The 22,416-nt window shown below is 63.2% G+C and carries 23 protein-coding genes and 1 pseudogene; 9 read left to right on the forward strand and 15 right to left on the reverse strand.

The window, feature by feature from the left end:
- Positions 1–64: 64 nt before the first annotated feature.
- From LMTR21_RS18285 to LMTR21_RS18295, 3 genes are all read right to left on the reverse strand, one after another.
- On the reverse strand, positions 65–1,459 hold the full coding sequence (locus LMTR21_RS18285; protein ID WP_065755093.1) for an adenylate/guanylate cyclase domain-containing protein: 1,395 nt from the start codon (positions 1,457–1,459) through the stop codon (positions 65–67).
- Positions 1,460–1,665: 206 nt separating this feature from the next.
- Positions 1,666–2,082, reverse strand: coding sequence for a hypothetical protein (locus tag LMTR21_RS18290; protein ID WP_065755092.1), 417 nt, complete (start codon positions 2,080–2,082; stop codon positions 1,666–1,668).
- 160 nt (positions 2,083–2,242) lie between these two features.
- A complete protein-coding gene (locus LMTR21_RS18295; protein ID WP_065755091.1) occupies positions 2,243–2,965 on the reverse strand; it encodes a sulfite exporter TauE/SafE family protein in 723 nt (240 codons plus the stop codon).
- 93 nt (positions 2,966–3,058) lie between these two features.
- Between LMTR21_RS18295 and LMTR21_RS18300 the strand changes: the two are divergent.
- Positions 3,059–3,417, forward strand: a pseudogene (locus LMTR21_RS18300) (GFA family protein).
- Positions 3,418–3,439: 22 nt separating this feature from the next.
- Here LMTR21_RS18300 and LMTR21_RS18305 read toward each other — a convergent pair.
- Positions 3,440–4,168 (reverse strand): adenylate/guanylate cyclase domain-containing protein, encoded by a 729-nt coding sequence (locus LMTR21_RS18305; RefSeq protein ID WP_065755305.1) that lies wholly within the window; start codon positions 4,166–4,168, stop codon positions 3,440–3,442.
- A 164-nt stretch (positions 4,169–4,332) separates the two neighbouring features.
- Between LMTR21_RS18305 and LMTR21_RS18310 the strand changes: the two genes are divergently transcribed.
- The gene (locus tag LMTR21_RS18310; protein WP_057840695.1) at positions 4,333–4,782 is read left to right on the forward strand and encodes a cupin domain-containing protein; all 450 of its coding nucleotides are present in this window, start codon (positions 4,333–4,335) and stop codon (positions 4,780–4,782) included.
- 15 nt (positions 4,783–4,797) lie between these two features.
- Here LMTR21_RS18310 and LMTR21_RS18315 read toward each other — a convergent pair whose 3' ends face one another.
- Both LMTR21_RS18315 and LMTR21_RS18320 read right to left on the reverse strand, forming a co-directional pair.
- Positions 4,798–5,724: a tripartite tricarboxylate transporter substrate binding protein gene (locus tag LMTR21_RS18315; protein WP_187399369.1), complete on the reverse strand. Its 927-nt coding sequence runs from the start codon at positions 5,722–5,724 to the stop codon at positions 4,798–4,800.
- Between the two features lie 159 nt (positions 5,725–5,883).
- On the reverse strand, positions 5,884–6,654 hold the full coding sequence (locus tag LMTR21_RS18320; protein ID WP_065755089.1) for an exodeoxyribonuclease III: 771 nt from the start codon (positions 6,652–6,654) through the stop codon (positions 5,884–5,886).
- 48 nt (positions 6,655–6,702) lie between these two features.
- Between LMTR21_RS18320 and LMTR21_RS18325 the strand changes: the two genes are divergently transcribed.
- Positions 6,703–6,924, forward strand: a complete 222-nt coding sequence (locus LMTR21_RS18325) for a cysteine rich repeat-containing protein (RefSeq protein WP_084030841.1) — start codon at positions 6,703–6,705, stop codon at positions 6,922–6,924.
- 41 nt (positions 6,925–6,965) lie between these two features.
- Here the strand turns inward: LMTR21_RS18325 and alr are convergent, their stop codons facing one another.
- Entirely contained in the window at positions 6,966–8,204 is a 1,239-nt protein-coding gene (gene alr, locus LMTR21_RS18330) for an alanine racemase (RefSeq protein WP_065755088.1), read from the reverse strand.
- A gap of 44 nt (positions 8,205–8,248) precedes the next feature.
- Positions 8,249–9,754, reverse strand: coding sequence for a replicative DNA helicase (locus tag LMTR21_RS18335; RefSeq protein WP_065755087.1), 1,506 nt, complete (start codon positions 9,752–9,754; stop codon positions 8,249–8,251).
- A 575-nt stretch (positions 9,755–10,329) separates the two neighbouring features.
- On the opposite strand from LMTR21_RS18335, the gene LMTR21_RS18340 reads away from it, so the two are divergent.
- Positions 10,330–10,536, forward strand: coding sequence for a hypothetical protein (locus LMTR21_RS18340; protein WP_065755086.1), 207 nt, complete (start codon positions 10,330–10,332; stop codon positions 10,534–10,536).
- 19 nt (positions 10,537–10,555) lie between these two features.
- Here LMTR21_RS18340 and LMTR21_RS18345 read toward each other — a convergent pair whose 3' ends face one another.
- Positions 10,556–11,806 (reverse strand): cyclopropane fatty acid synthase, encoded by a 1,251-nt coding sequence (locus LMTR21_RS18345; RefSeq protein ID WP_065755085.1) that lies wholly within the window; start codon positions 11,804–11,806, stop codon positions 10,556–10,558.
- A gap of 259 nt (positions 11,807–12,065) precedes the next feature.
- On the opposite strand from LMTR21_RS18345, the gene LMTR21_RS18350 reads away from it, so the two are divergent.
- The 3 genes from LMTR21_RS18350 (at position 12,066) to LMTR21_RS18360 (ending at position 14,255) form a co-directional block, all read left to right on the forward strand.
- Positions 12,066–13,097, forward strand: coding sequence for a hypothetical protein (locus tag LMTR21_RS18350; protein ID WP_065755084.1), 1,032 nt, complete (start codon positions 12,066–12,068; stop codon positions 13,095–13,097).
- 91 nt (positions 13,098–13,188) lie between these two features.
- Positions 13,189–13,794 carry a TetR/AcrR family transcriptional regulator gene (locus LMTR21_RS18355; protein WP_065755083.1) on the forward strand — a complete coding sequence of 202 codons (606 nt, stop codon included), beginning with the start codon at positions 13,189–13,191 and terminating at the stop codon, positions 13,792–13,794.
- On the forward strand, positions 13,791–14,255 hold the full coding sequence (locus tag LMTR21_RS18360) for a PaaI family thioesterase (protein ID WP_065755082.1): 465 nt from the start codon (positions 13,791–13,793) through the stop codon (positions 14,253–14,255). Before LMTR21_RS18355 ends, LMTR21_RS18360 begins: the two co-directional genes overlap by 4 nt.
- Before the next feature lie 41 nt (positions 14,256–14,296).
- Here LMTR21_RS18360 and rplI read toward each other — a convergent pair whose 3' ends face one another.
- The 6 genes from rplI to rpsF form a co-directional block, all read right to left on the reverse strand.
- Positions 14,297–14,896, reverse strand: a complete 600-nt coding sequence (gene rplI / locus LMTR21_RS18365; RefSeq protein WP_065755081.1) for a 50S ribosomal protein L9 — start codon at positions 14,894–14,896, stop codon at positions 14,297–14,299.
- A 48-nt stretch (positions 14,897–14,944) separates the two neighbouring features.
- Positions 14,945–15,913, reverse strand: coding sequence for a hypothetical protein (locus LMTR21_RS18370; RefSeq protein WP_065755080.1), 969 nt, complete (start codon positions 15,911–15,913; stop codon positions 14,945–14,947).
- Positions 15,914–16,272: 359 nt separating this feature from the next.
- Positions 16,273–18,159, reverse strand: a complete 1,887-nt coding sequence (locus tag LMTR21_RS18375; RefSeq protein ID WP_065755079.1) for a TRAP transporter permease — start codon at positions 18,157–18,159, stop codon at positions 16,273–16,275.
- A gap of 10 nt (positions 18,160–18,169) precedes the next feature.
- Entirely contained in the window at positions 18,170–19,159 is a 990-nt protein-coding gene (locus LMTR21_RS18380) for a TAXI family TRAP transporter solute-binding subunit (protein WP_084030840.1), read from the reverse strand.
- Between the two features lie 395 nt (positions 19,160–19,554).
- Complete coding sequence (rpsR, locus tag LMTR21_RS18385) at positions 19,555–19,794, reverse strand: 30S ribosomal protein S18 (RefSeq protein WP_002711478.1); 240 nt, start codon at positions 19,792–19,794, stop codon at positions 19,555–19,557.
- A 5-nt stretch (positions 19,795–19,799) separates the two neighbouring features.
- Complete coding sequence (rpsF, locus tag LMTR21_RS18390) at positions 19,800–20,276, reverse strand: 30S ribosomal protein S6 (protein ID WP_065755077.1); 477 nt, start codon at positions 20,274–20,276, stop codon at positions 19,800–19,802.
- A gap of 335 nt (positions 20,277–20,611) precedes the next feature.
- Between rpsF and LMTR21_RS18395 the strand changes: the two genes are divergently transcribed.
- Together LMTR21_RS18395 and LMTR21_RS18400 are read left to right on the forward strand one after the other, a co-directional pair.
- Positions 20,612–21,337 (forward strand): TetR/AcrR family transcriptional regulator C-terminal domain-containing protein, encoded by a 726-nt coding sequence (locus tag LMTR21_RS18395; RefSeq protein ID WP_065755076.1) that lies wholly within the window; start codon positions 20,612–20,614, stop codon positions 21,335–21,337.
- Positions 21,334–22,362, forward strand: coding sequence for a fatty acid desaturase family protein (locus tag LMTR21_RS18400; protein WP_065755075.1), 1,029 nt, complete (start codon positions 21,334–21,336; stop codon positions 22,360–22,362). Before LMTR21_RS18395 ends, LMTR21_RS18400 begins: the two co-directional genes overlap by 4 nt.
- Positions 22,363–22,416 lie beyond the last annotated feature (54 nt).

Genomic DNA, 22,416 nt, shown 5'->3' on the forward strand with positions numbered 1-22,416 from the left:
TAGCACGGAAAGACGCCGTGTGGCGTGATGAGTGCCGATACATCCATCGCACGCGTGGGGAACATCAGGAAGCGGCGCCCGCACACGTCCAGATGCCAACCGGCTGCTCAAGTCCACGAATGCTCTGCGCCGGCTGCTCGACCAGCAACGCGAAGTCGGCGCTCGACGGGTTGGTTTCGGTGCGGGCCTGCTGGATCAGCGCGTCGCTGACGACGATGGCGCAGCCGAATTCGCGGGTCAGCGCCTCGAGGCGGCTCGCTGCATTCACGGTGGTGCCGATCACGGCGAATTCGAGCCGGTTGAGGCCGATATCGCCCAGCACGACCTGTCCGTAGTGCAATCCGACGCTGACCTGGATCGGCGGCTCGTTGCGATTCTGCCGTTCTCTGTTCAACTCGGCGATCGAGGCGATCATGCCCCTCGCGCAACGCAACGCGTTCAGTGCGTCGGAATCGCCGGCAAATGGCGTGCCGAACGTCGCCATCAGGCCGTCGCCGAGGTACTTGTCGAGCGTTCCGCCGTGCTGGAATACTTCTCTTTCCATCCGTTCATGGAATTGCCGCAGCGTCTCGATGACGTCGTTCGGGTCTCGCCCATCGGCGTAGGCGGTGAAGCCCACGATATCGGCAAACAGCACTGCGACGTCCTGGGTGCGAACCCGCGTGAGCGGCTCGTCATTGCCGGACAGTTCGTTGACGACGTTGGGAGAGAAATAACGCGCGAGGTTGGCGCGCTCACGTTCGAGCCCGGCGTGGCTGATCAGGAGCGCATTCGAACGGCGTACCGCCAGCGCCAGGATTGCGGCCACGATGATGAATACGGTGACTTGCTGGAACCGGGCGCCGAAGCCGATCGAGGAGGGATCGAGAATCTCGAACATGCGAATATCGGCGCCAATGGCTTCCTTGACGCGTGCCGACAGCGCGGCATGGCTTTCCGGCTGCAGGTAGGCCCAGCCGACGGCAAGAGCCCACAGGGCAGCGGTCCACCCGCCCATCGCGACGACGGTCCGCCACGAATAGGCGAGGGTGGCGGTCGAAAGGAAGATGAAGAAATAGATGAAACTGTCGAACCGGAATTGCATTCCGATCGGCCAGTTAAGGTCGCTCCACGGATTGGGGACGACGGTGAGGAAGGTCAGCAGCGCGAGGTCGCAGATGATCAGGAAAACCTCGAGCGGCGAACGGCCGACCTTGCCGACCTTGAGCTGAGCCCACCCGATCAGGGCAAAGAAGCCCAGCATCACGACGTAGTAGATCACGTCCCAGTTCGGGTTGATGATCGGCAAGGTCAGGGCCGTGACCGCCAGCGCGACCCAACGGGCGCGGACGGCAAGCAGCAGGCCCTCGCGCTTGCTGTCGGTAAGGGCGGCTTCCGCGAATTTCAGGGTGTCTTGCCGGGCTTCGTTTCGTCCGGTTCGCTGGTCGCCCGGATAGGGGGCATCAGCCGTTTCCACCATCACGCTCAAGACGCATTCTCCCCGTCGAGAATCGAGCCGTGCAACTTGCACGGTCTCGTCGATCAGAGTGGCACGTCTGAGAAGGCGCGGCCACCGATCCACGGCGTCATATCCGATAAACGTTGCGGTAGTCAGGCCGTCGAGCAAATTTGAACATCAGTTGCCCGCGCGGCATGGATCCGGACGGGATCGGCGAATCCCAATGATTACCGGTTCTTGGGGAGGTCGCTCTTGCGCTTGCAAAGCAGATAGGGCTTGCCGTCGATTTTGAGCGTGTCGTTTGGACCGGGTGACAGCCTGATCGTCACTTTCCGACCGTTCGCGCCCTTGTTGTAGTCGTCCCAGAATTCGAAACAGGTCGTCGACAGCACCAATCCGTCGCCGGCTGGCGCCTTGCGGTCGACCCGGCAATGATTTTCATATTGATCGACGAGCGGCGCCGGCTTGCCTTTGATCACGTTCTCGAGGTCGATGAACGTCTTGCTGTCAGGCCCATCCTTGTCGCGGCAATCTTTCCGGCTTGTGGCCCACAGCCCATCAAATGTCTGCGCGGCGCGCGAGGATGTTTGCGCCGCGAGCACGGCAAGAATGCTCGCGAGCGCGATTGTGAGGGCTGTCCGCATGGTCGATCTCTATTTCACCGACACGAACGGCACGGCCGAGCCCGGCACCATCGTTGTCGGCAGCCCGCCGTTCCAGCGTTCGGCCTTGCCGAATGGATGTGACACGCGTCACTTGGTCGGCCATTGCTGGCGAATGGTTCAGGCTGTCAGCGCCGAATCTTTACGAAAATGCGGTCCACAGCAGCGTGAGACCGGCGGCCAGCATGATGCCGTCCATCAACAACCTGAAGACGTCGGGCTGAAGATGCAGCACGAAGCGCTTGGCGATGAAGGCGCCAAACATGAGCGAGGAGCCGGCGATCAGACCTTTCAGCGCAATATCTGGCGTCAGCGCGCCGAAACGTTCGAACGTGACCGACTTGCTTAAGTAGAGGCCGAGCGAGCTTGCGGCTTCGGTGGCGAGGAAGGCGCCCTTGGTCAACCCGTAGAACAGAAACAGCGGCACGCTGAGCGGGCCGGTCGATGCCACGATGCCGGTGAGATAGCCGATGATGGCGCCACCGACCGCAAGGTGCCAGAGGCGTGCTTTAAGCTGGTGCCGGGCGAGCCAGTGCCGCACCGGCACCATCGCGATGAGAAACACGCCGATCGTGATATCGACGGCGTGCGAGGGCAGCACGAGTAGCGTTCGCGCGCCAAGCGCGGCGGCCGGAATCCCCGTGACCGAGTAGGCAAGACAGGCGCGCCAGTCGACCTCGCGCCACCAGGCGAGGATGCGCGAGAAATTCGCCATCACGGCCGCCACCGCCATGATCGGCACCGCTTCCTTGGGCCCGTATTGATAGACCAGTACCGGCATCAGCATGATCGACGAGCCGGTGCCGACGATGCCCGAGATGGTGCCGGCGATGAGCCCGACAATAAGGACAAAAAGGAAGCCCAAAGTTGCTGTCTTTCACGTTTCTCTGCTGCTGACACCATGGTGGCAGCAGGATCAGGTTACGACGTCTAGGCGATACAGGGAAAGGAGCCGATCGTGCCGATCAAGGGAAGCTGCCATTGCGGCCAGACACAATTCGAGGTGAACGAGCCGCCGGTGGAGGTGACACGCTGCACCTGCTCGCTGTGTTCCAAGCGCGGCGCGTTGTGGGCCTACTACACCCCGGCCCAGTTCCGCCTGACATCGCCGCCGGAAAATGTTGCGACCTATTGTGGGGCAGCCGCACCGTCAAACATCATTTCTGCGCCAGTTGCGGCTGCGGCACCTATTCGGAATCGCCGAGCGGCAAGCCGGACTTCGACAATCCCAAGGTCGCCGTCAATTCGCACCTGTTCGATGATTTCGATCTCGACGCGGTAACGGTGACGGTGATTGATGGCAAAAATCTTTGGTGAGAGCGGCCTCGCACCGGTTGCGCTAGGCAGCGTAGAGCTCAACCGGCGCGTTGAACCCCTTGAGCTGGAATGCCTTCGAATGACTGTTCTTCAAATCTGGTTGGGCGCGGTCAAACACCGCCTTGGTCACCAGGATCTGGTCGGCTTCGGCAACCGACTGGGCCCGGGAGGCGGTGTTGACGACGGTGCCGATCGCCGTCAGGTCGCGATGCGAGCGACCGAACTCGCCGAAGCTGAGTTCGCCCGTATGGATGCCGATGCCGATCCCGAGATCGCTGGAAGAGAGGTCGTGCGCCCGGACAAGGCTCTCGCGCCGATCGCGCCAGTTGGCCTGGATGTCGCGCGCGGCGAGCACGGCGTTTCTGGCATGCTCCTGCCGCTTCAAGGGAAAATTGAAGACCGCCATCACGGCGTCGCCGATGGTCTTGTTGAGCAGTCCCTCGTGCTCCCAGATCGCGTTGGCGCATTCATCGTAGAATGCGTCGAGCAGTCCGGAAACCGCATCAGCCGATTGCGACTGCGACAGGCTGGTGTAGCCGCGCAGGTCGGCAAACATGATGGTCGCGTCGATGGTGATCTTGCGGGCCCGCATCACCTTCGTGAACATCAGCTCGCAGATGGTGCAGGTATTGGGATTCATCCGGCTCGGACGAATGCCGAACGCACGAAAAGGCGCCGAGGCTACGCCGCGAAGCGGCACCGGCACATGCATCTGCTCCCAGCAACCCTTGCAGATGAGCGATTGTTGCAGCGCTGCCATGTTCAGCCTTGATCCGCGCGAGCGGCAGGATATGGCGATCCTATAACCGGTGGCGGGTGTGAGCAAGACAGCGTCGCCGCAGCGCACACCTGCCGGCTGGCGGCGAAAGGCAAAGCTGCTAGGATCGCGTCAAAACAAGCAAACGGAGGATCGCCATGGACGCCGTGACGCCGAAGGGCGCGCAGACCGCAGACACGCATTCCCATCTGGTCCGCCCCGACAGCATGGAATGGCAGAAGACCCGCTTTCCCGGTTGCGAAGCCAAGACGCTGCTGTTCGATCGCAAGACCGGCCTGATGACGGCGCTGATGCGGTTCGCGCCGGGCGCGGTGTTGCCCGACCATGAACACGTCAACATCGAGCAGACCTACGTGCTCGAGGGTTCGCTCGTCGACAAGGAAGGTCCGGCGCAGGGCATCGAATGCAAGGCCGGCGAATTCATCTGGCGCGAGGAGGGCAGCCGCCACGTCGCCTGGTGCCCGCAAGGCGGGCTGATGCTCGCGATCTTCCAGGTGCCGAACAAATTCTTCGAGGCCGACGGCCGCGTCATCGATGCCGCGGGCGAAGACTGGGACGCGGCGTGGGGCCACACGCGCAAGGGCTGATCTGCTGCGCGCGGATCATTGTCTCGGAATCGCCGCGCTATCGATCACCCGCTTCCAGCGGGATATCTCCGATGCGACCATGCTGCGCATGTCGTCCGGCGAACCGCTGCGGACCTCGTTGCCCATCGCCTGGAGCTTGTCCCTGATGTCAGGCATATCGAGCACGGCGCGCAATTCGCGATTGAGTTTCTCGACGACGGGTTGAGGCACGTTCCTGGCTGTAGCGATGCCGAGCCAGGACCGGACCGCATAGTCCGGCACGGTTGCGGCGATCGGCGGCACGGCGGGAATGGAAAACCACGGCTTTTCGCTGGTCACGCCGAGGCCTCGTATCGTTCCAGCAGTGAGTTGCGGGGCCGTGATCGTCAGCGTGTCGATCAGGATGTCGATCTGGCCGCCGAGGAGATCGTTGATGGGACCGCCGCCGCCCTTGTAGGGCACGTGGATCATCTTGATGCCGGCCATCGACGACAGCAATTCGCCGACCAGATGCTGGGTCGATCCGACACCGACCGAGCTGTAGGTCAGCGTGTCCGGTTTCGCTTTCGCCTCCGCAATCAGATCGGCAAGCGTCTGAAACCGGTGGCTTGATTTGACGGCGACGACGAAGGGAAAGAACACCACCGTCGAGATCATCTGGAAATCCTCGACCGGCTCGAACGGCAGCGTCTTGTACATCGCCGCCGAGACCGCGTGGCCGCCCGTCAGCATGATGAGCGTATAGCCGTCCGGTGCGGCTTTGGCGGCGCGGTCGGATGCAATGTTGCCGCCGGCGCCCGGGCGGGCTTCGACGATGACGGGTTTGCCGAGCCGCCGGGAAAGGCCGTCGGCGACGATACGGGCGATCGCATCCGCATTGCCGCCGGCGCCAAACCCATGTGTCAGCGTGATCGGCCGGGACGGGTAATCGTCGTCGGCGGCTGCGCCAACGTTTACGAGCACACAAAAAAGCGCGGCTATTGCTGCGATCGTTCTCGAGATTTCCACGCGCGTTCCCCCGTCTCTTTTTTGATTCTTTTTCGAAGCTTGCGGAAAGCATAACAAGTCCGGCCTGCTTGTGCGAACAAACGGCCCGTCGCGCCCTAGGCGGATGCCGCGGCTCTATCCGAGCACGATCCAGGCCGGCGCGTGGTCGCTGGCGCCTTCCTCGCCGCGCATCTTGCGATCGACGCCGGCTTTGATCAGGCGCGGCGCGATGGCGGGGCTGAGCAGCAGATGATCGAGCCGCAGTCCGGCGTCGCGCGGCCAGCGGTTGCGCTTGTAGTCCCAGAACGTGAACATCGGTTTCGACGGGTGCAGGGTCCGGATCGCGTCCGTCCAGCCCTGGTCCACCAGCGCCTTGAACGCCGCACGGCTCTTGGGCTGGATCAGTGCGTCCTTGTCCCATGACTTTGTCGGATAGATATCTGATGCGGTCGGCGCGACATTGTAGTCGCCGGCCAGCACCACGGGGATATCCTGCTTGAGCAGTTTTGCGGCATGCGACCGCAGCCGTTTGAACCAGTCGAGCTTGTAGTCGAACTTGGGTCCAGGCTGCGGATTGCCGTTCGGCAGATAGATGCTGGTGACGAGGATGCCGCCAATTGCGGCCTCGATGTAGCGGGCCTCGTCATCGTCGCGATCGCCGGGCACGGCGGTGCGCGTCAGTACCGGCTCGGCGTTGCGCGCCAGGATGGCAACGCCGTTCCAGGTCTTCTGTCCGCGCCACACCGCGCCATAGCCAGCCTTCTCGATCGCTTGAATCGGGAACTCGGCATCGGTCGATTTCAGTTCCTGCAAGGCGACGACGTCGGGTTTTGCTGCGCGCAGCCAGCGCAACAGGTTCGGCAAGCGGCGGTTGACATTATTAATGTTGAAGGTCGCGATCTTCATGTAGAGCTAGCTGGCATCACTGTGCTTCGTCTGACACCTGGAGACTCCATGTCGAAACTACGCTTCGCCATTCTCGTGCTCGCCATCGGATGCTCCGGATCTGCAGTTGCTCAAACCACCGACCCGCGCGGCGCCTGCAAGACGGACTATGACAAATATTGCGCCGGTACGCCGCCCGGTGGGGGCCGTGTCGTCGCATGCCTGAACAAGCAGCAGCACCAACTCAGCGATGCTTGCAGGCAAGTGTTGGCTAGCCGGAAGAAACAGTAGGACAGGGCAACCACGCCGCGAAGCAACACAGAGAACAATAACTAGGTGGATGCGGCAGCCGGCTCCGCTGGAGGCGGAGCCGGGGGCTCTCCAGTGGCATTGCCGCCCTTGTAGATTCGCGCGTAACGCCTGCCGAGGCTGGTCAGCACTTCGTAGCCGATGGTGCCGAAGTGATGGGCGAGTTCGTCGACCGTGATGCCTTCGCCGATCAACGTCACCATATGGCCGCGCCGCACCGCGTTCCTGTCGAGATCGGTGATGTCGACCGCCGTCAGGTCCATCGAAATCCGCCCCGCGATCGGGCAGCGCCTGCCCGCGACCACCACCTCGGCGCCACGGGTGCCGTCATTGGAGCTGGCAGCACGGAAATAGCCGTCGGCATAGCCCGCGGCGACGATCGCTATTCGGGTCGGACGCCGCGCCGTCCAGGTGCCGCCATAGCCGACGGTATCCCCGCGCTCGATGTTGCGAATCTGCACGATGCGCGCCTTCAACTCGACGACTGGCTGCATCGGGTTGTCGGCTTCCGGTGTCGGATTGATGCCGTAGAGGGCACAGCCCGGCCGCACGATGTCGAACTGGAACTGGGCGCCGAGAAAGATGCCGGACGAATTCGCCAGCGACGCCGGGACGCCCGAGAACAGGCTCGCGATCTCGCGGAAGGCCGTGAGCTGCCTAGCATTGGCGGGATTGTTGAGCAGTTCCGCCGAGGCGAGGTGGCTCATCACGAGCGTGATGCCGTGGTCCCCGGCATTGATGCGCGGGACGATGCCCTGCGCCTCGGTCACGGTCATGCCAAGCCGGTTCATGCCGGTATCGATATGGATAGCGGAGCCGCCCGACCAGCCGGAGCGGCGGCAGAACACGTCCCATTCGGCGAGCTCGTTGAGGTCGCCGATCACCGGCTTGCAGTCGATCTTGGCGTAGGCGTCGCCGGTGTTCTGGAAGAAGCCGCCAAGCACATAGATCGCAGCCGTGGTCGGCACCGCGGCGCGGACCGCGCGGGCCTCATCGAGGGTAGCGACGAAAAACGTCTTGCAGCCGGCGTTGGAGAGGGCGCGCGCCACCTGCTCGGCGCCGCAGCCATAGCCGTCCGCCTTGACGACACCGGCGCATTCGGCCGGTACCGCCGTCTTCTCGAGCTTGCGCCAGTTGGCAACGATGGCGTCGAGATCGACCGTCAGCACGCCGGTTGCGGTCGCGGGCGCCGCGGCTTGGCCCGCCTCGGGCGAGAGCAGGGTGCCCTGCGGGATGGATTTGGGATCAGGAGCGACGTTCATGCCACAGTTTTACGCGGCGGAACGCTGCGGTTCAACTGCTGCACTCAGTGCTCATAGCTGCGATCGGGCAGACTGCTGTCATGCGCAAGATCGCTGAACCGGGTGAACTGGCCCTCGAACTGCACGTCCACCGTTCCGGTCGGGCCATGGCGCTGCTTGGCGATGATGATTTCGGCCTTGCCGTGCACCAGCGACATGTCGAGCTGCCACTTCTCGTATTCGGGGGTACCGATGCGCGGCTCCTTGTTCTGGAGGTAATATTCCTCACGATACACAAAGATCACGACGTCGGCGTCCTGCTCGATCGAACCGGATTCACGCAGGTCGGCCAGTTGCGGGCGCTTGTCGTCGCGGTTTTCGACCTGACGCGAAAGCTGCGACAGCGCGATGATGGGAACGTTGAGCTCCTTGGCAAGTGCCTTCAGGCCGGTGGTGATTTCAGTCACTTCCTGCACGCGGTTGTCCGAGCGCTTGCCCGAGCCCTGCAGCAGCTGGATGTAGTCGATCACGATGAGGTCGAGGCCCTTCTGCCGTTTCAGCCGCCGCGCCCGTGCGGTCAGTGCGGAAATCGAAAGGCCGCCGGTTTCGTCGACATAGAGCGGCAGTGACTGCAATTCGATCGAGTAATCGCGGATCTTCTCGAAGTCGGCCTCGCTGATGCCGCCGCGGCGGATCATGCTGGAGGAAATGCTCGTCTGTTCGGCCAGAATACGGGTGGCGAGCTGCTCGCCGGACATTTCGCAGGAGAAGAAGCCGACGATGCCGCCATTGACGGTCTTCATCGTGCCGTCGGCCTGAACTTCGGATCGATGCGCCCTGGCGATGTTGTAGGCGATGTTGGTGGCGAGCGACGTCTTGCCCATGCCGGGGCGGCCCGCGAGGATGATCAAGTCGGACGCCTGCAGGCCGCCCATCTTGGTGTCGAGGTCGCGCAGGCCGGTGGCAACGCCCGACAGGCTTCCGTCGCGCTGGAAGGCCTTGGCCGCCATGTCGACGGCAGTGGTCAGCGCCTGCGCAAAGCGCTGGAAGCCGCCGTCATAGCGGCCGGATTCAGCGAGTTCGTAGAGTTGGCGCTCGGCGTCCTCGATCTGCGCACGCGGGGCAAAATCCACCGGCGCGTCGAAGGCGACATTGACCATGTCCTCGCCGATCCGGATCAGGTCGCGGCGTAGCGACATGTCGTAGACCGTGCGGCCGTAATCCTGCGCGTTGATGATCGTGGTGGCTTCCGCCGCCAGCCGCGCGAGGTATTGGCCAACCGTCATGCCGCCGATATCGGTGTCGGCCGGCAGGAAGGTTTTCAACGTCACGGGCGTCGCGACCTTGCCCATCCTGATCAGGCTGCCGGCGGTCTCGAAAATGGCCTGGTGGATCGGCTCGAAGAAGTGCTTCGATTCCAGAAAGTCGGAAACCCGGTAGAACGCGTCGTTATTGACCAGGATGGCGCCCAGCAGGCTCTGTTCCGCCTCGATATTGTGCGGCGCGCTCCGGAAGGCGGGAGTTCCCGCGTCGGGAGCAAGCTTGAGAACGTTCGAATCAGTCGGAGCCATGGCGTCAGGTTATGCAGTTGGTTTCCGGCGTTGCCAGCGTTTCCGCAAGAGGGGCCGCGATAAAGCGCCCGTCCTGGGCAAAGCGGAAGCAAAAGCTCGCCGCTATGCACCGTTCTTCAAAAATGTGGATGAATCCGACGTGTGGTCGGTGCGAAGCTTGACGGGGTTTCGGCCGAAATCGGGCGCAGGCGGAGCGGCTTCCGCGAAAATGCCAGATAAAATCTTAGGAGAGCCTGAACCTTGTCGTCACCTGGACCGACATATTCCGACGCAGGCGACTTTTTTGAGCCGCGACCTTAAGCGTTGATCAAACCAGCATCAGGTAGAGGAACGCGAACAGGGCGGCGACCACGCCGATTGCGATCAAGGCGTAGTCGATCCGGATGTCGGACTCGAACGGAGCTGGGTAGGACTGCTGGCTCATGGCGCCAGATGTACGACGGACCGCCAAGGGACTCTGTGAAGTAGATCACATCGGATGTGATTTTCTTCGCGGCAGAATGGATTGGTTACGAAATCGGGAACGTGCCGGCGATTTTCGAGTTGCCAGTTGTAACGAACCAAAGGGACAGGCGATGGGTCAGCAACTCCAGGGATGGCGATCGGCAAGCGCCCAGCGCGCGTGGCTGTCGATGCTGATCGACACCATGGAAGAGATTTCGCGCCCGGAACGCCGTGCCGAGCCCTGCGACGGCCAGTTGCTTGCTGCGCTGCGAGCCCAGCTCGCCCGTCCGGCTCTTCCTCGCACGCCTTACGTTTCGGCTTACAGCCTGCGGAACTGACGCCAGCATTCGCGGCGGCCTATTCGCCCGCCAACCGCAGGCGCGGCCTCCTTCTGCGTTCTATCCCGCGCAACCTCGCTTCTTCCCGGGTCATGTAATCTCGGGTGATCGGCACGATCCCCTGGCGCTTGGTCAGCTGGATCTGGAAATTCATCAGGTTCTGCTTCCGGAACGACATCTCGGAAGCCGCCAGATAGAATTCCCACATGCGGGCAAACCGCTCGTCGTAAAGACGTACCGCCTCTTCACGCCGCGCCATGAAGCGGTCGCGCCAGGCCTTTAGCGTTTCGGCGTAGTGAAGCCGAAGGATTTCCATGTCGCAGACCAGAAGGCCCGCCTTCTCGATCGCGGGGATGACTTCGGAAAGGGCGGGGATATAGCCGCCGGGGAAGATGTATTTCGTAATCCACGGGCTCGAGACATCGGGTCCTGTCGACCGGCCGATCGAATGCAGCACCATGACGCCGTCGTCGCTGAGAAGTTCGGCGCAGCGCCGGAAAAAGGTTTCATAGAAATCGATGCCGACATGCTCGAACATGCCGACCGACACGATCCGGTCGAACGGACCGGCAATGTCGCGGTAGTCGCTCAGCAGGAATCTCGCCGACCCCATCAGGTTCCTCTCGGCGGCGCTGGCATTCGAGGCCTGCAGCTGCTCCGACGATAGCGTGATGCCGGTGACATCGGCGCCGGTCATCTCGGCGAGATAGAGGCCAAGACCGCCCCAGCCCGAGCCGATGTCGAGCACGCGATTGCCGCGTCCGATCAGAAGCTTGGCGGCAAGGTGACGCTTCTTGGCGAGTTGGGCATCGTCGAGCGTGGTATCCGGCGTTTCGAAATAGGCGCAACTATATTGCCTGTCGGCATCCAGGAAGAGGGAATAGAGCCGGCCGTCGAGATCGTAGTGATGGGCGACGTTGTTTTTCGCCCGGCCGCGCCAATTGAATTGTCTGATGTGCCTGCCGAAATAGCGCAGCCACCACTGCAGCCTGGCCCAGCGCGGCAGCATTTCCGGCTGGCCGAGCAGGATCTCCAGCGCGTCCGCGATCGAGCCGTTCTCGACCACGAACGTGCCGTCCATATAGGCTTCGCCCAGCGCCAGTTCGGGATTGAGCAGGATCCGGCGTTGTGTTCGCTCGCTCAGGAAGCGCGCCGATACCGGACGGCCGGTTCCGTCCCCGCAGGTAAATCTGGCCCCACTCGCGGACGTAAACGCCATCGTGCCGCGACGAATGAACTGGCCCAGAAAATAACGCAACAACCGGTCCATCGATACACCAATGGAGCCAACGCCCGTTAAACCGACGCACCGTGGGAACATTAGTTCCAAAGGTGGATCAAGATTATGATAAGTATGATGATGCCATGGCGCTAGTGTGTTGGAGTCAAAGCGGATATTCCCAAATGCCACACTCACGAAGATGCGCAATGAGCGCGCTTCCATTCGCGTCATAATCGTCTAAAAGGTGACCCCGCCGCTGGCGACGTGGTGCGTCGCAAGGGTGATTCTACCTCTGGAGAAGCAGGGAATGTTGAGCCGAGCGCTCAGTTCAGCGACGGTGATGCTCCTGATCGGCTGCTTCACGGCAGGCGTGGCGCAGGCGGAAAATCTCGACGCCGGCAAGAGTCCGGGCCAGATCTTCTCGAGCACCTGCAATGCCTGCCACAAGAGCCCACGTGGCCTCTTGAAGAACGTGTCGGCTTCGTCGTTGCCGGGCTTTCTGCGCCAGCATTATACGACCGGCACCAACATGGCCTCGGTGCTGTCCTCCTACCTGATATCCAACGGCGCTGCCGACCCTCGGTACCAGAGCAAGGATCAGGCAAAGAAGGACGCTAGGCAGAAGGACGCCAAGCAGGACGGCAGGACCGATCAGCCCGACCGATTCAGCTTCGGCCGCCGGCAGCCGCCGGCCCAGGAGACTTCCCGGCCGGAGGCCGACGGAACCGCACCGCAAGGCGAGGGCGCGCGTCCCGGCCGCGACGCCAAGCGGGCCGCGCGGCCACAAACGCCGCCCGAGGCGGCCAAACCTGCAGATGGCGAGGCCCCGGTACGGGCGGCAACCGACAGCAAATCCGGCGGCAAGCAGAAGCAGGGCCGGCGCGGCAGGCCTCCGGTTGAGGAGCCGCCGAAAGCCGAGCAGGCGATCCAGGGCGACGCCGCAAAGGAGGATGCGTCCAGGGACGCCGCCAAGGCCGAAACCGCCGCCACCGATCCCGGCAAGACTGACGCGATCAAGAGCGAAGGCGACAAGCCGGTCAGCGAGGCGGCGAAGCCCGTAGGCGAGCCGGAAGGATCGGCACGGGAGAGCAAATCCGACACCGCCAAGGTCGATGCTCCCAAGGAGAGCGTCGGCAGCGAGCCGAATCCGCTGCGGCCCGATCCGGTGCCTCCGATTACACCTGCGCCGCCAGCATCGGCAGTCACCGCGCCCGATCCGGCCACAAGCACGCCCGCGGCCACGCCAGAGCCCGCGGCCCCTCCGCCGGCGACCGCTGCGGCCCCCGCCGCACCGCCGGTCGAGCCTGCCGGCCCGCCTATGCCGCCCATCTCACGATAAAAATTCCAAATGCCGAATGGCGGTCGGTCACGTCGCTTGACCGTCGCTAGAGTAACACTCTAGAGTGTTGACCTAGTTGGGATCGACGGCGATGAGCACGGCACGCGAGGATCTGCTGGAAGCGGGATTGGCGGTGTTCGACCGTGACGGCTTCGAGGGCGCCACCGTGGCTGCCATCAGAGCCCGCGCCCGGGCGTCCAACGGCAGCTTTTTCCACTTCTTCGGCTCGAAGAAGGAGCTGGCCGGCACGCTCTTTCTGGAAATTCTCGCCCGCTACCACGCAGCCGTCATTGCCGCAGTCGATGAGCGCTGTGGCGCGCGGGAAGGCGTGGTGCGCCTGATCCGAGCGCATCTCGAATGGGTCGTCAGCGCCAGGCGCGAAGCGCGGTATCTGTTCGAGATTTCCCGCAGCGAGTGGACCGAGGAGATCCGCGGCGCGCAGCGCGTACAGAATTTGCGTCTGGTGGAAGCCGTCGAGCGATGGCGCGCACCGCTGGTCGAGCGCGGCGAATTATTGCCGATGACGTCGTCGGTGTTCTTCAGCCAGATCATCGGACCGGCGCAGATATTTTGCCGCGCATGGCTGTCGGGCCGTGACCGCGCCGATCCGAGAGAGCAGGCCGAAATGCTGATCGCCTGCGCCATCCGCGCGGTGGTCGCGCCCGAGAGGGTCCAACAACCGGGAGAAGCCAGATGAATGCGAACAACGATCCCGACTTCGCCCCGATCGCGACCCGGATCCGCGACAATGTCGGCCGTCAGGGTTTTATGAGCCATATCGGGGCCGAACTGTCCGAGCTGACCCGCGGCACGTGTACGCTCGAGGTCGACCGTCGGCCGGAGCTGCTGCAGCAGAACGGCCTGTTCCACGGCGGCGTGACAGCCTTTCTCGTCGACAACGCCACCACGATTGCGGCAGCGGCATCGCGCGGCCAATCGGCGCTGACGGCCGAATACAAGCTGAACCTGCTGTCGCCGGCGACAGGCGAGCGCTTGATCTGCCGCGCACGCGTGATCAAGCCCGGACGTCAGGTGGCCGTGGTTGCGGCCGACGTGTTCTGCGTAACCGATGGTATCGAGAAGCACACCGCGACCGCGCTCGCCTCGATAGCGATGCTGGACGAGAGGGCTACCGCCAGAATCCCAAGCCCGGCCTGATGAGGCCGGGCTTGAAGTCGTCATAGAGACAGATACGCGCGTTACTTCTCGGTCGAAGCCGGCGCCGGCGCCTCGTCGTCGTGCTGGGCTTCCGGATCGAAGAACTCGCCGGCGGCGGCAAGCGCCTCGGCGGCGGCGTCCTGGTCTTCCTGACGGGTCGAGATGTCCTCGCCGCGGTTGATGCGCTCGGCTTCGTCGGCGCTGCGCGCCACGGTGACGCTGACATTGACTTCGACTTCCGGATGCACGGCGATGGCGATCTCATGCTTGCCGATGGTCTTGATCGGGGCGTCGAGCAGAACCTGACTGCGGCTGATGGTGACGCCGTCGGCTTCGAACGAGGCGATAATGTCGCGCACGCTCACCGAGCCGAACAATTGGCCGGTCTCGGAGGCTTGACGCAGCACGACCACGTTGCGGCCGTCGATCTTCTCCGCGACCTTGGTTGCTTCGCCCTTGGCCTTGAGGTTGTTGGCCTCGAGCTCGGCCTTCATGCCGTCGAACTTGGCGCGGTTGTCGGCGGTGGCGCGCAGCGCCTTGCCGCGCTTGAGCAGAAAGTTGCGGGCGTAGCCGTCGCGTACTTTGACGACTTCGCCCATCTGACCGAGCTTGGCGACGCGTTCCAGCAGGATGACTTCCATTTTCGTTCTCCTTTGATGTTCGTATTCGATTAGGTGGATGTTGCAGTTTCAGGATGCGGGCAGGGGTGGAGGTTTGCCGCGCAGATAGCGCTGGCGAAGTCCGAAGATGGCGTCGGCAAGCCCGAGCGCGATCATCGCGAGAACGGGCCAGCCGAATACGATAACAATCGCGTAGGCACTGCAGAGCCAGAAGACGCGGCTTTTGAGCGCCAGCGTCAGCGTGTGCAGCACGGCAAAGCCGGTGAGGCCATAGGCCATCATCAGTGCGGTGGTCGCGATCTGTGCGAACATCGCGGCGAGCCCGCCGATGAAACAAAAAGCCAGCGCGACCGACAGCGCCACCAGCGTCATCGGCGGCAATTCCGCGCTCTTCAGGTCAGGCCACGGCCGCTGCAGCCGGCCCGAGGTCGCCGTGACTTTTCCGGCAAGCCAGAGATTGAGCGTCAGCGTCATCATGGCGACGATCGTTGCGGCGGCGGGAGCGATGATGGCGAGAGCGGTTACCCAGCGCTCGATATCCGCCGACGGCGTGGACCCTCGCGGCGCGAGAATTCGCATCAGACCCCGGCGCAGCACGCCCTGGATGGCCTGGGCGTCGCCACCAAGCGTCAGCATGGCCGCGATCGTGGTCAGCGCGGCAAAGCCGGCGATCCAGAGCAGGATACGGCCGACCGGATACCATTCGAGCTGAACCGCAGCGGGCGCCGAACCATCTTCGGCGGCGGCAGGCAGCGGCCGTCCCAGCAAAGCGAGATGGCCGAGCCACCAGGCCGGCACGGCCACGGTGATCGCAAAGGCGATGCAATAGGCCAGGCCGAAAATCGCGCCGAGGCCTGCCGCCGCGGCGATGCCGCCGATCGTCGCCGCAAGCGGACCCCATCCGAGCGCCACCACCATCAGCGGCAGCGGCGCCAGATAGAACAGCAGCAATGAGATCAGCGCGCCCGAGATGATCGAGGCGAACATCAGCGCCGACGCGCAGCCGGCCGCAAGACCAATGAGGACAATCGTGATCATCAGCTGTCCCGCTCCTTTCGAGCGGTTAGATAGAGGTCAGCAAAAAATGCCGCCTTTACCAACTAGTTAGGGATCCAAGGGGCGATCAGGTATCAAAATACCAGTTCGTATCGCCCCCAATCAAACGATCACGGCCCCACCGGGGCCGTGATGCCCGGCCTTTTAGATCAGGAGGCGCAGCCGATCAAGGGTACCTGGCCCAATGATGTCAGAACCGGTTCCTGCTCCGTGCATAGGGCATCGTGTGTGGCGAGGGCGGCCGATTTGGCCCTAGGCATATATCCGCAAAACACCGAATACTACCGTGCCAAGGAGGAGAGCTGCGGCGATAACGGTCAGCGCAGCGAATTGTGTGCGGGTCATGTGCTGGTTTCCGGCGCTATCCTTGCTCGCATCGTCCACACCTTCTGTACCAACAGGCCGATGGCGAGCAGGCCTAAGCCGATGACGTCGGTGATGGCATTTGGGTCGATCAGCAGCATGGCCGCCACGAAGAAAAGCGCCCGCTCGAACCACTTAGCGGTGCGCAGGAAGTAGCCTTCGAGACTGGCTGCGAGCGCAATCACGCCGATCGTGCCGGTCACCACCGCGCGAAGAATTTCGGGCCATGGGCCCTCGAACAGCAGCGCCGGGTTGTAGATGAAGAAGAACGGCACGATGAAGCCGGCGGCAGCGAATTTCACCGCCTGCACGCCTGAGGCCCACAGGCCGGCCCCGCCGATGGAGGCGGCAGCATACACGGCCAATGCCACCGGGGGCGTCACTGCCGACAGGCACGAGAAGTAGAACGCGAACATGTGCGCCGCCATGGGCTCCACGCCAAGCTTCATGATCGCGGGTACGAGCAGTGCCGCTTGCATGATGTAGGCGGGAGTGGTCGGCATGCCCATGCCGAGAACGACGCCGGCGATCATCGTGATGAGCAGCGCAGGCAGCAGGGAGCCGTAGGTGAAGTCGATGAGAAAGGCCGTGAACCGCAGCGCGAGCCCTGTTTGCAGCACGATGCCAATCACGATGCCGGCAGATGCACAGGCCATCGCTACCGGCACGGTCTGCACGGCCCCGTCGCGCAGGCCCTCAAGGCACGCGCGCCAACCCAATCCGGTTGAAGGACGAATCCAGGAGATCGCGACCAGCGCGAACGTGGCGATGATCGCGCCATAGGTCGGCGTGAAGCCGAACAGAAGCAGCGCCAGAAGCACGATGACCGGCAGGAACAAATGCCCCTGGCGCAGCATGATATGGCCAAGGACGGGCAGTTCCTCGCGCGGCAAGCCCTTGAGCCCCGAGCGCACGGCGTTGAAGTGGATCGCAGCAAACAGCGCCCCATAGTAGAAGAACGCGGGTATCGTCGCAGCGATCATCACCTGCGTGTAGCTCACGCCCTGGAACTCGGCCATGACGAAAGCCGCCGCGCCCATGATCGGCGGCATGATCTGTCCGCCTGTGGAGGCCACCGCCTCGATGGCCGCCGCCGCCTCCGGCTTGAAGCCGGTCTTCTTCATCATTGGAATGGTCAGCCAGCCGTCGACCATGACATTGGCGACGGCGGAGCCGGAGATCGTACCGAACAGGCTGGAGGAGACGACCGAGACCTTGCCGGGACCGCCGCGCGCGCCGCCGGCGATCGCGTTTGCGAAGTTCATGAAGAACTGGCCCGCTCCCGATTTTTCGAGGAACGTGCCGAAGATGATGAAAAGAATGACGTAGGTCGCGGCCACCGTCATCGGCACCCCGAAAATGCCCTCGGTGGTGAAAAAGGTCTGGTCGATGGTGAGCTCGAGACTGAGGCCTCTGTGGTAAAGCCAGCCGTACAGCCAGGGGCCGGCGAAGCCGTAGAGGAGGAAGACGATTGCCACGATCGGCAGCGACGCGCCGATCGTGCGTCGCGTCGCCTCCAGAACCAGCAGGGTAGCGGTTATTCCCACCGCCATATCCATCCGGGTCAGGGAATCGGCGGTGGGAAAACGGTTCACGATGTAGTCGTAGTTCGCGAACATGTAGCCAATGCAGGCGAGCGAAAGACCGGCCAGAGCGAGATCTTCCCATGGTACGCCACCGAGCGTCGCATTCTTGCTGCGAGGCCACAACAGGAACGACAGCACCAGACTGAATGCCAGTGTGATGTAGAGCAGGGCCTGTTGATCGGGGGCGTATACCGTCAGCCGCGCGTAGATGTGGTACACGGACATTGTGACCGCAACCACTCCGACGACCAGGCCCGCGTAGCCGGAGAGTTTGCGCACGGTAGATCCTCTACTTCTTGAGCAATCCAGCTTCGCGATAGTATTTCTCTGCGCCGGGGTGATACGGCATACCCAGGCTCTCAGCCATGTCGGACGCCTTCACGCCCTTCATGTCGCTGGTGACGTTACCGAACTCGTCCCGTCCTTCGACAATGGCCTTGGTGATCTTGTAGATCACCTCGGGAGAGGTCTTGGAGGACGCAATCAGCACGGTGGGCGACTGGAAGGTTTGAACGGCTTCGGTCACGCCCTGGTCTTTGTAGGTGCCGGCCTTGATGGTGTAGCGGACAAAGCCCGAATTGAGCTTGCGCAGTGCGGCGAATTCCTCGTCCGTGACGGGAAGCACCCGCAGCGACATCGCCGAGCCAAGGTCCAGGACGAAGGATGCCGGCACCACGGTGAACCATCCGGCTGCCATCGCCTGCCGGTTCTTCACAGCCTCTGCGTTCGACGACACCGGCCCGTAGCTCTTCGCACCCAGGTCGTTCAGCGTCATTCCGTTGACCTTGAGCAGGTACTCCCAGCCGGCTGCCAGGCTGGTGTTGCCGCGTGCCGGCAGCGCCACCGGCTGCCCCTTCAGATCCTTGACACTCTTGATGTCGCTGTTCGCGGGCACCACCAACTGCCAGACATTGGGATAGAAATTCGCCACGAAAAGTCCCTTATCGGTCGCCTTGCCGGCGAACTGACCCTCGCCCTTCTGTGCATCGGCCATGACGGTCGTCATGGACCAGCCGATATCGGCCTTGTCGTTGCGGATCTTCTCCATGTTGACGAGGGCCGCGCCCGGCTCGACCTGCACGTTCAACTCGGGATATCGCTTGTTCACGACCTGCGACGCCGCTGCCGCCATCGGCGTCCAACTGCCTCCGGTCGGACCGGCGCTGAAGATGACATCGGTTTTCTGTTGGGCATGGGCTGCGCCTGCTGCAGCCACAGTCAGTGTGAGAATAGCAGCCAAGCGTACGACTGGCCGCAGACCACGGATGTGGACGGACATCGTTTGCACTCCCTTTGGCGGTTGCGCTCGTTGGCGCCGCTTATTGGGGTTCGTGCCCGCACGTGATCGGCGACGACTTCGACACCCGTAGCATCCGGGAATTGAGCATCCGTCCTGCTGCCGCCAGCGTATGTGCTTGCCGTAACGATTGTCAACGAGTGTCGCCGGCTACCGCAGCACAGGCATCACCCAATCGGTCATGGCGATTGCAGCTAACCATCATTGGCAGAGGTCGGGCCGCGACAGGATGCCAACAGGCGGCACCGGATGCGTCGAAAGGCGGGGGAGACTTGCGGGTCCAGCGAGCGGTCAGAGATCGCTTCGGCCAACCATCCGGAACGCCCGGAAATGAAGAATAGCGACCGGCGGCGCGGACGCCGCCGGTCGAATATGTCTTAGCGGATGACGTACGGCAAGAGACCGAGGAAACGCGAGCGCTTGATGGCGCGCGCGAGTTCACGCTGCTTCTTGGCGGAGACGGCGGTGATGCGGCTCGGCACGATCTTGCCGCGCTCGGAGACGTAACGCATCAACAGCTTGGAATCCTTGTAGTCGATCTTCGGCGCGTTCGGACCCGTGAACGGGCAGGTCTTGCGGCGACGGAAAAACGGACGGCGTGCACCAGCTTCAGCCATGATTCTTACTCCTCTCCCGTCGCTTCAACAGCGTCTTCGCGCGGACGGCGCGGACCACGGTCGCCGCGGAATCCACCGCCTTCACGATCGCCACGGAAGCCACCGCCTTCGCGGTCGCCGCGGAAGCCGCCGCCGCGATCATCGCGCTCGCGATCACGATCGGCCTTGCGCATCATCGCTGACGGACCTTCCTCGTGCTCTTCGACGCGGACGGTGAGGTAGCGGATGACGTCTTCGGAGATCCGCTCCTGGCGCTCGATCTCGGTGACCGCAGCGGAGGGCGCATCGATGTTCATCAGCACGAAGTGTGCCTTGCGGTTCTTGTTCATGCGGTAGGTGAGGGAGCGCACGCCCCAGTTCTCGGTCTTGGTGACCTTGCCGCCGAGCCCTTCGACGATGCCCGTCATCTGGGTGGTCAGCTCTTCGACCTGCTGGGTGCTCGCATCCTGACGCGCGAGAAAAACATGCTCATAAAGAGGCATGGGTGTCCTTTCCTGGTGTTGGCGCGGTTCCCAGCGGCAAGCCCTTCGAGACCTTCGGAAAGGACTCGGGATAAGCTCAGAAGGCGGAAGCACGGGACGACGGGCCGACTGGCCCTACCACATCAATCCGAACGATGAATTGCTGAGACCGTCCGTTCAGCTCCCGGCCGGGATCCACGGATGGCGCGGGTTATAAGGATTTTGCGCGGGCTGGCAAGGCTTCTTGCGTTGAAAGGGGACCTTGAGAAGGGCTCGCCCTGCATCCTGGCCGGATTCCTAGCCGGTCCATTGACATCTTTGTTTGTATATCATACAAGTAACGAACTGGAGGTAAAATGGCCCCCAAATCCGCCTCTACGCCTGCCGAAGCGCCGACCGATGATCCCCGGCACGCCGCCCGCGCGACGCGGAGTGCGGGCCGCCAGATGCGTTCGCGCCTCCTTGATGCCGCCAGCCGGCTGTTCAGGGAGCGGGGACTTGCCGGCACCTCGATCTCGGACATTGCGGCGGCAGCCGACGCCTTTCCGAGCCAGATCACCTATTACTTCCGCACCAAGGAGGCCCTGTTCGTCGAGGCCGCCTGCCGCGAGATGCTCTATGTGGCGCGCGCGGCCGAAGAGGCGGCGCTGCAGGCCCACACGCCGCGGGATTATACGCGCGTGCTGGTCGAGACCGTCACGGCAACGGACTCGGTGGCTTTCTTTACCGAAGCGCTGACGCTCACCCGCCGTCGCCAGGATCTTGCTCCGCTGGTCGAGCGCACTATCGAGCGGCTGCACGGCGAAGGCATGCGCGCCTATGCCAGCCAGATCGAGCGACACGGCTGGAAGAGCCTGCGCGACCCCGACGCCAGTTCGCGGCGGTTCTGGGCGCTCGCGGTCGGCGTCATGGTCGAGGGCTATGCCATGGGCCGTTCGGCCGAAGATCTCTGCGAAGAGATGCTGCGCGTATTGGGCGACCAGGCGGCGACAAGGTCGGTCGCCGACGCGGCCCGACTGCATCTCGTCAACGGCCGCGAAGTTTCCGATTCAGAATCACCCGACGGGGAGAAATCGCCATGACCGCGCTCCGCATGCGTGCCCGCGACTTTCTGAGCGAGGATCAATTGATCGCCGTCCGCGAGCGCGTGACGTGGAAAGGCGTCGCCCTGATCGTCCATGCCTGGGCGCTGATTTTGGGCTCGATCGCGCTGGTTGCGTGGTGGCCCAACCCGCTGACCTTTCTGCTGGCAATCGGCATCATCGGTTCGCGCCAGCTCGGGCTCGCGATCCTGATGCATGACGGCGCGCATGGTTGCCTGTCGGCGGACGAGAAGGTCAATCTGACGCTCAGCCAGTGGTTCTGCGCCTATCCGGTCTTTGCCGAGACCCGTGCCTATCGCCGCTATCACCTGCAGCATCATGCCCGCACGCAGCAGGAAGACGACCCCGATCTGATCTTGTCGGCGCCGTTTCCGATCACGTCGACGAGCTATCGGCGCAAGTTCTTCCGCGATATCACCGGCCAGACCGGCTACCAGCAGCGCAAGGCGCAGTTCTTGAACGCGCTGGGACCGAAGGAATGGCCGCTGTCACAGCGCGCCGCGCATTTCTGGCAAAAGCTTGGCCCGCAATGTGCGGTCAATGCCGTGATGTTTGCAGGCCTTGCCGCCGCCGGCGTGTGGTGGGCCTATCCGCTGTTGTGGCTATTGCCGCTGCTCACCTGGCAGATGGTGATCACGCGCATCCGCAATATTGCGGAGCATGCCGTCGTTCCCGACTCAAACGATCCCTTGCGCAATACCCGCACCACGCACGCCAACTTCCTCGAGCGGCTGTTCATCGCGCCTTACTACGTGAACTACCACCTCGAGCATCATCTGCTATTCTACGTGCCCTGCTACAACCTGCCGAGGGTCCACCGCATTCTCAGTGACAGCCGGTATGCGGAGCGGATGGAGGTGCAACCGAGCTACACCGCCGTGCTGCGGCTCGCGACCGCCAAGCCCAACCATGAGGACCGTCCCGGGAAACTGGCAAGCATCGCGCGCCGGGCGCGGGCCGGGGCGGCGGAGGTTGGAGGCGACCAGGCCACCGGCGGGTTCTAGATGACACCTTGCTTATCCATGGGTGATGGCCTTGAGTGCCGTCGGCCGTGGAGG

Origin of the sequence: Bradyrhizobium paxllaeri, from assembly GCF_001693515.2 — a bacterium.
Lineage (GTDB): Bacteria > Pseudomonadota > Alphaproteobacteria > Rhizobiales > Xanthobacteraceae > Bradyrhizobium > Bradyrhizobium paxllaeri.

What these genes read in the sequence shown, in the direction of transcription:
- LMTR21_RS18285 (WP_065755093.1), bottom strand. Translation starts at nt 1,459, where the DNA reads ATGGTGGAAACGGCTGATGCCCCCTATCCGGGCGACCAGCGAACCGGA.
- LMTR21_RS18290 (WP_065755092.1), bottom strand. Translation starts at nt 2,082, where the DNA reads ATGCGGACAGCCCTCACAATCGCGCTCGCGAGCATTCTTGCCGTGCTC.
- LMTR21_RS18310 (WP_057840695.1), top strand. Translation starts at nt 4,333, where the DNA reads ATGGACGCCGTGACGCCGAAGGGCGCGCAGACCGCAGACACGCATTCC.
- LMTR21_RS18320 (WP_065755089.1), bottom strand. Translation starts at nt 6,654, where the DNA reads ATGAAGATCGCGACCTTCAACATTAATAATGTCAACCGCCGCTTGCCG.
- LMTR21_RS18325 (WP_084030841.1), top strand. Translation starts at nt 6,703, where the DNA reads ATGTCGAAACTACGCTTCGCCATTCTCGTGCTCGCCATCGGATGCTCC.
- alr (WP_065755088.1), bottom strand. Translation starts at nt 8,204, where the DNA reads ATGAACGTCGCTCCTGATCCCAAATCCATCCCGCAGGGCACCCTGCTC.
- LMTR21_RS18335 (WP_065755087.1), bottom strand. Translation starts at nt 9,754, where the DNA reads ATGGCTCCGACTGATTCGAACGTTCTCAAGCTTGCTCCCGACGCGGGA.
- LMTR21_RS18340 (WP_065755086.1), top strand. Translation starts at nt 10,330, where the DNA reads ATGGGTCAGCAACTCCAGGGATGGCGATCGGCAAGCGCCCAGCGCGCG.
- LMTR21_RS18345 (WP_065755085.1), bottom strand. Translation starts at nt 11,806, where the DNA reads ATGGACCGGTTGTTGCGTTATTTTCTGGGCCAGTTCATTCGTCGCGGC.
- LMTR21_RS18350 (WP_065755084.1), top strand. Translation starts at nt 12,066, where the DNA reads ATGTTGAGCCGAGCGCTCAGTTCAGCGACGGTGATGCTCCTGATCGGC.
- LMTR21_RS18355 (WP_065755083.1), top strand. Translation starts at nt 13,189, where the DNA reads ATGAGCACGGCACGCGAGGATCTGCTGGAAGCGGGATTGGCGGTGTTC.
- LMTR21_RS18360 (WP_065755082.1), top strand. Translation starts at nt 13,791, where the DNA reads ATGAATGCGAACAACGATCCCGACTTCGCCCCGATCGCGACCCGGATC.
- rplI (WP_065755081.1), bottom strand. Translation starts at nt 14,896, where the DNA reads ATGGAAGTCATCCTGCTGGAACGCGTCGCCAAGCTCGGTCAGATGGGC.
- LMTR21_RS18370 (WP_065755080.1), bottom strand. Translation starts at nt 15,913, where the DNA reads ATGATCACGATTGTCCTCATTGGTCTTGCGGCCGGCTGCGCGTCGGCG.
- LMTR21_RS18380 (WP_084030840.1), bottom strand. Translation starts at nt 19,159, where the DNA reads ATGTCCGTCCACATCCGTGGTCTGCGGCCAGTCGTACGCTTGGCTGCT.
- rpsR (WP_002711478.1), bottom strand. Translation starts at nt 19,794, where the DNA reads ATGGCTGAAGCTGGTGCACGCCGTCCGTTTTTCCGTCGCCGCAAGACC.
- rpsF (WP_065755077.1), bottom strand. Translation starts at nt 20,276, where the DNA reads ATGCCTCTTTATGAGCATGTTTTTCTCGCGCGTCAGGATGCGAGCACC.
- LMTR21_RS18395 (WP_065755076.1), top strand. Translation starts at nt 20,612, where the DNA reads ATGGCCCCCAAATCCGCCTCTACGCCTGCCGAAGCGCCGACCGATGAT.
- LMTR21_RS18400 (WP_065755075.1), top strand. Translation starts at nt 21,334, where the DNA reads ATGACCGCGCTCCGCATGCGTGCCCGCGACTTTCTGAGCGAGGATCAA.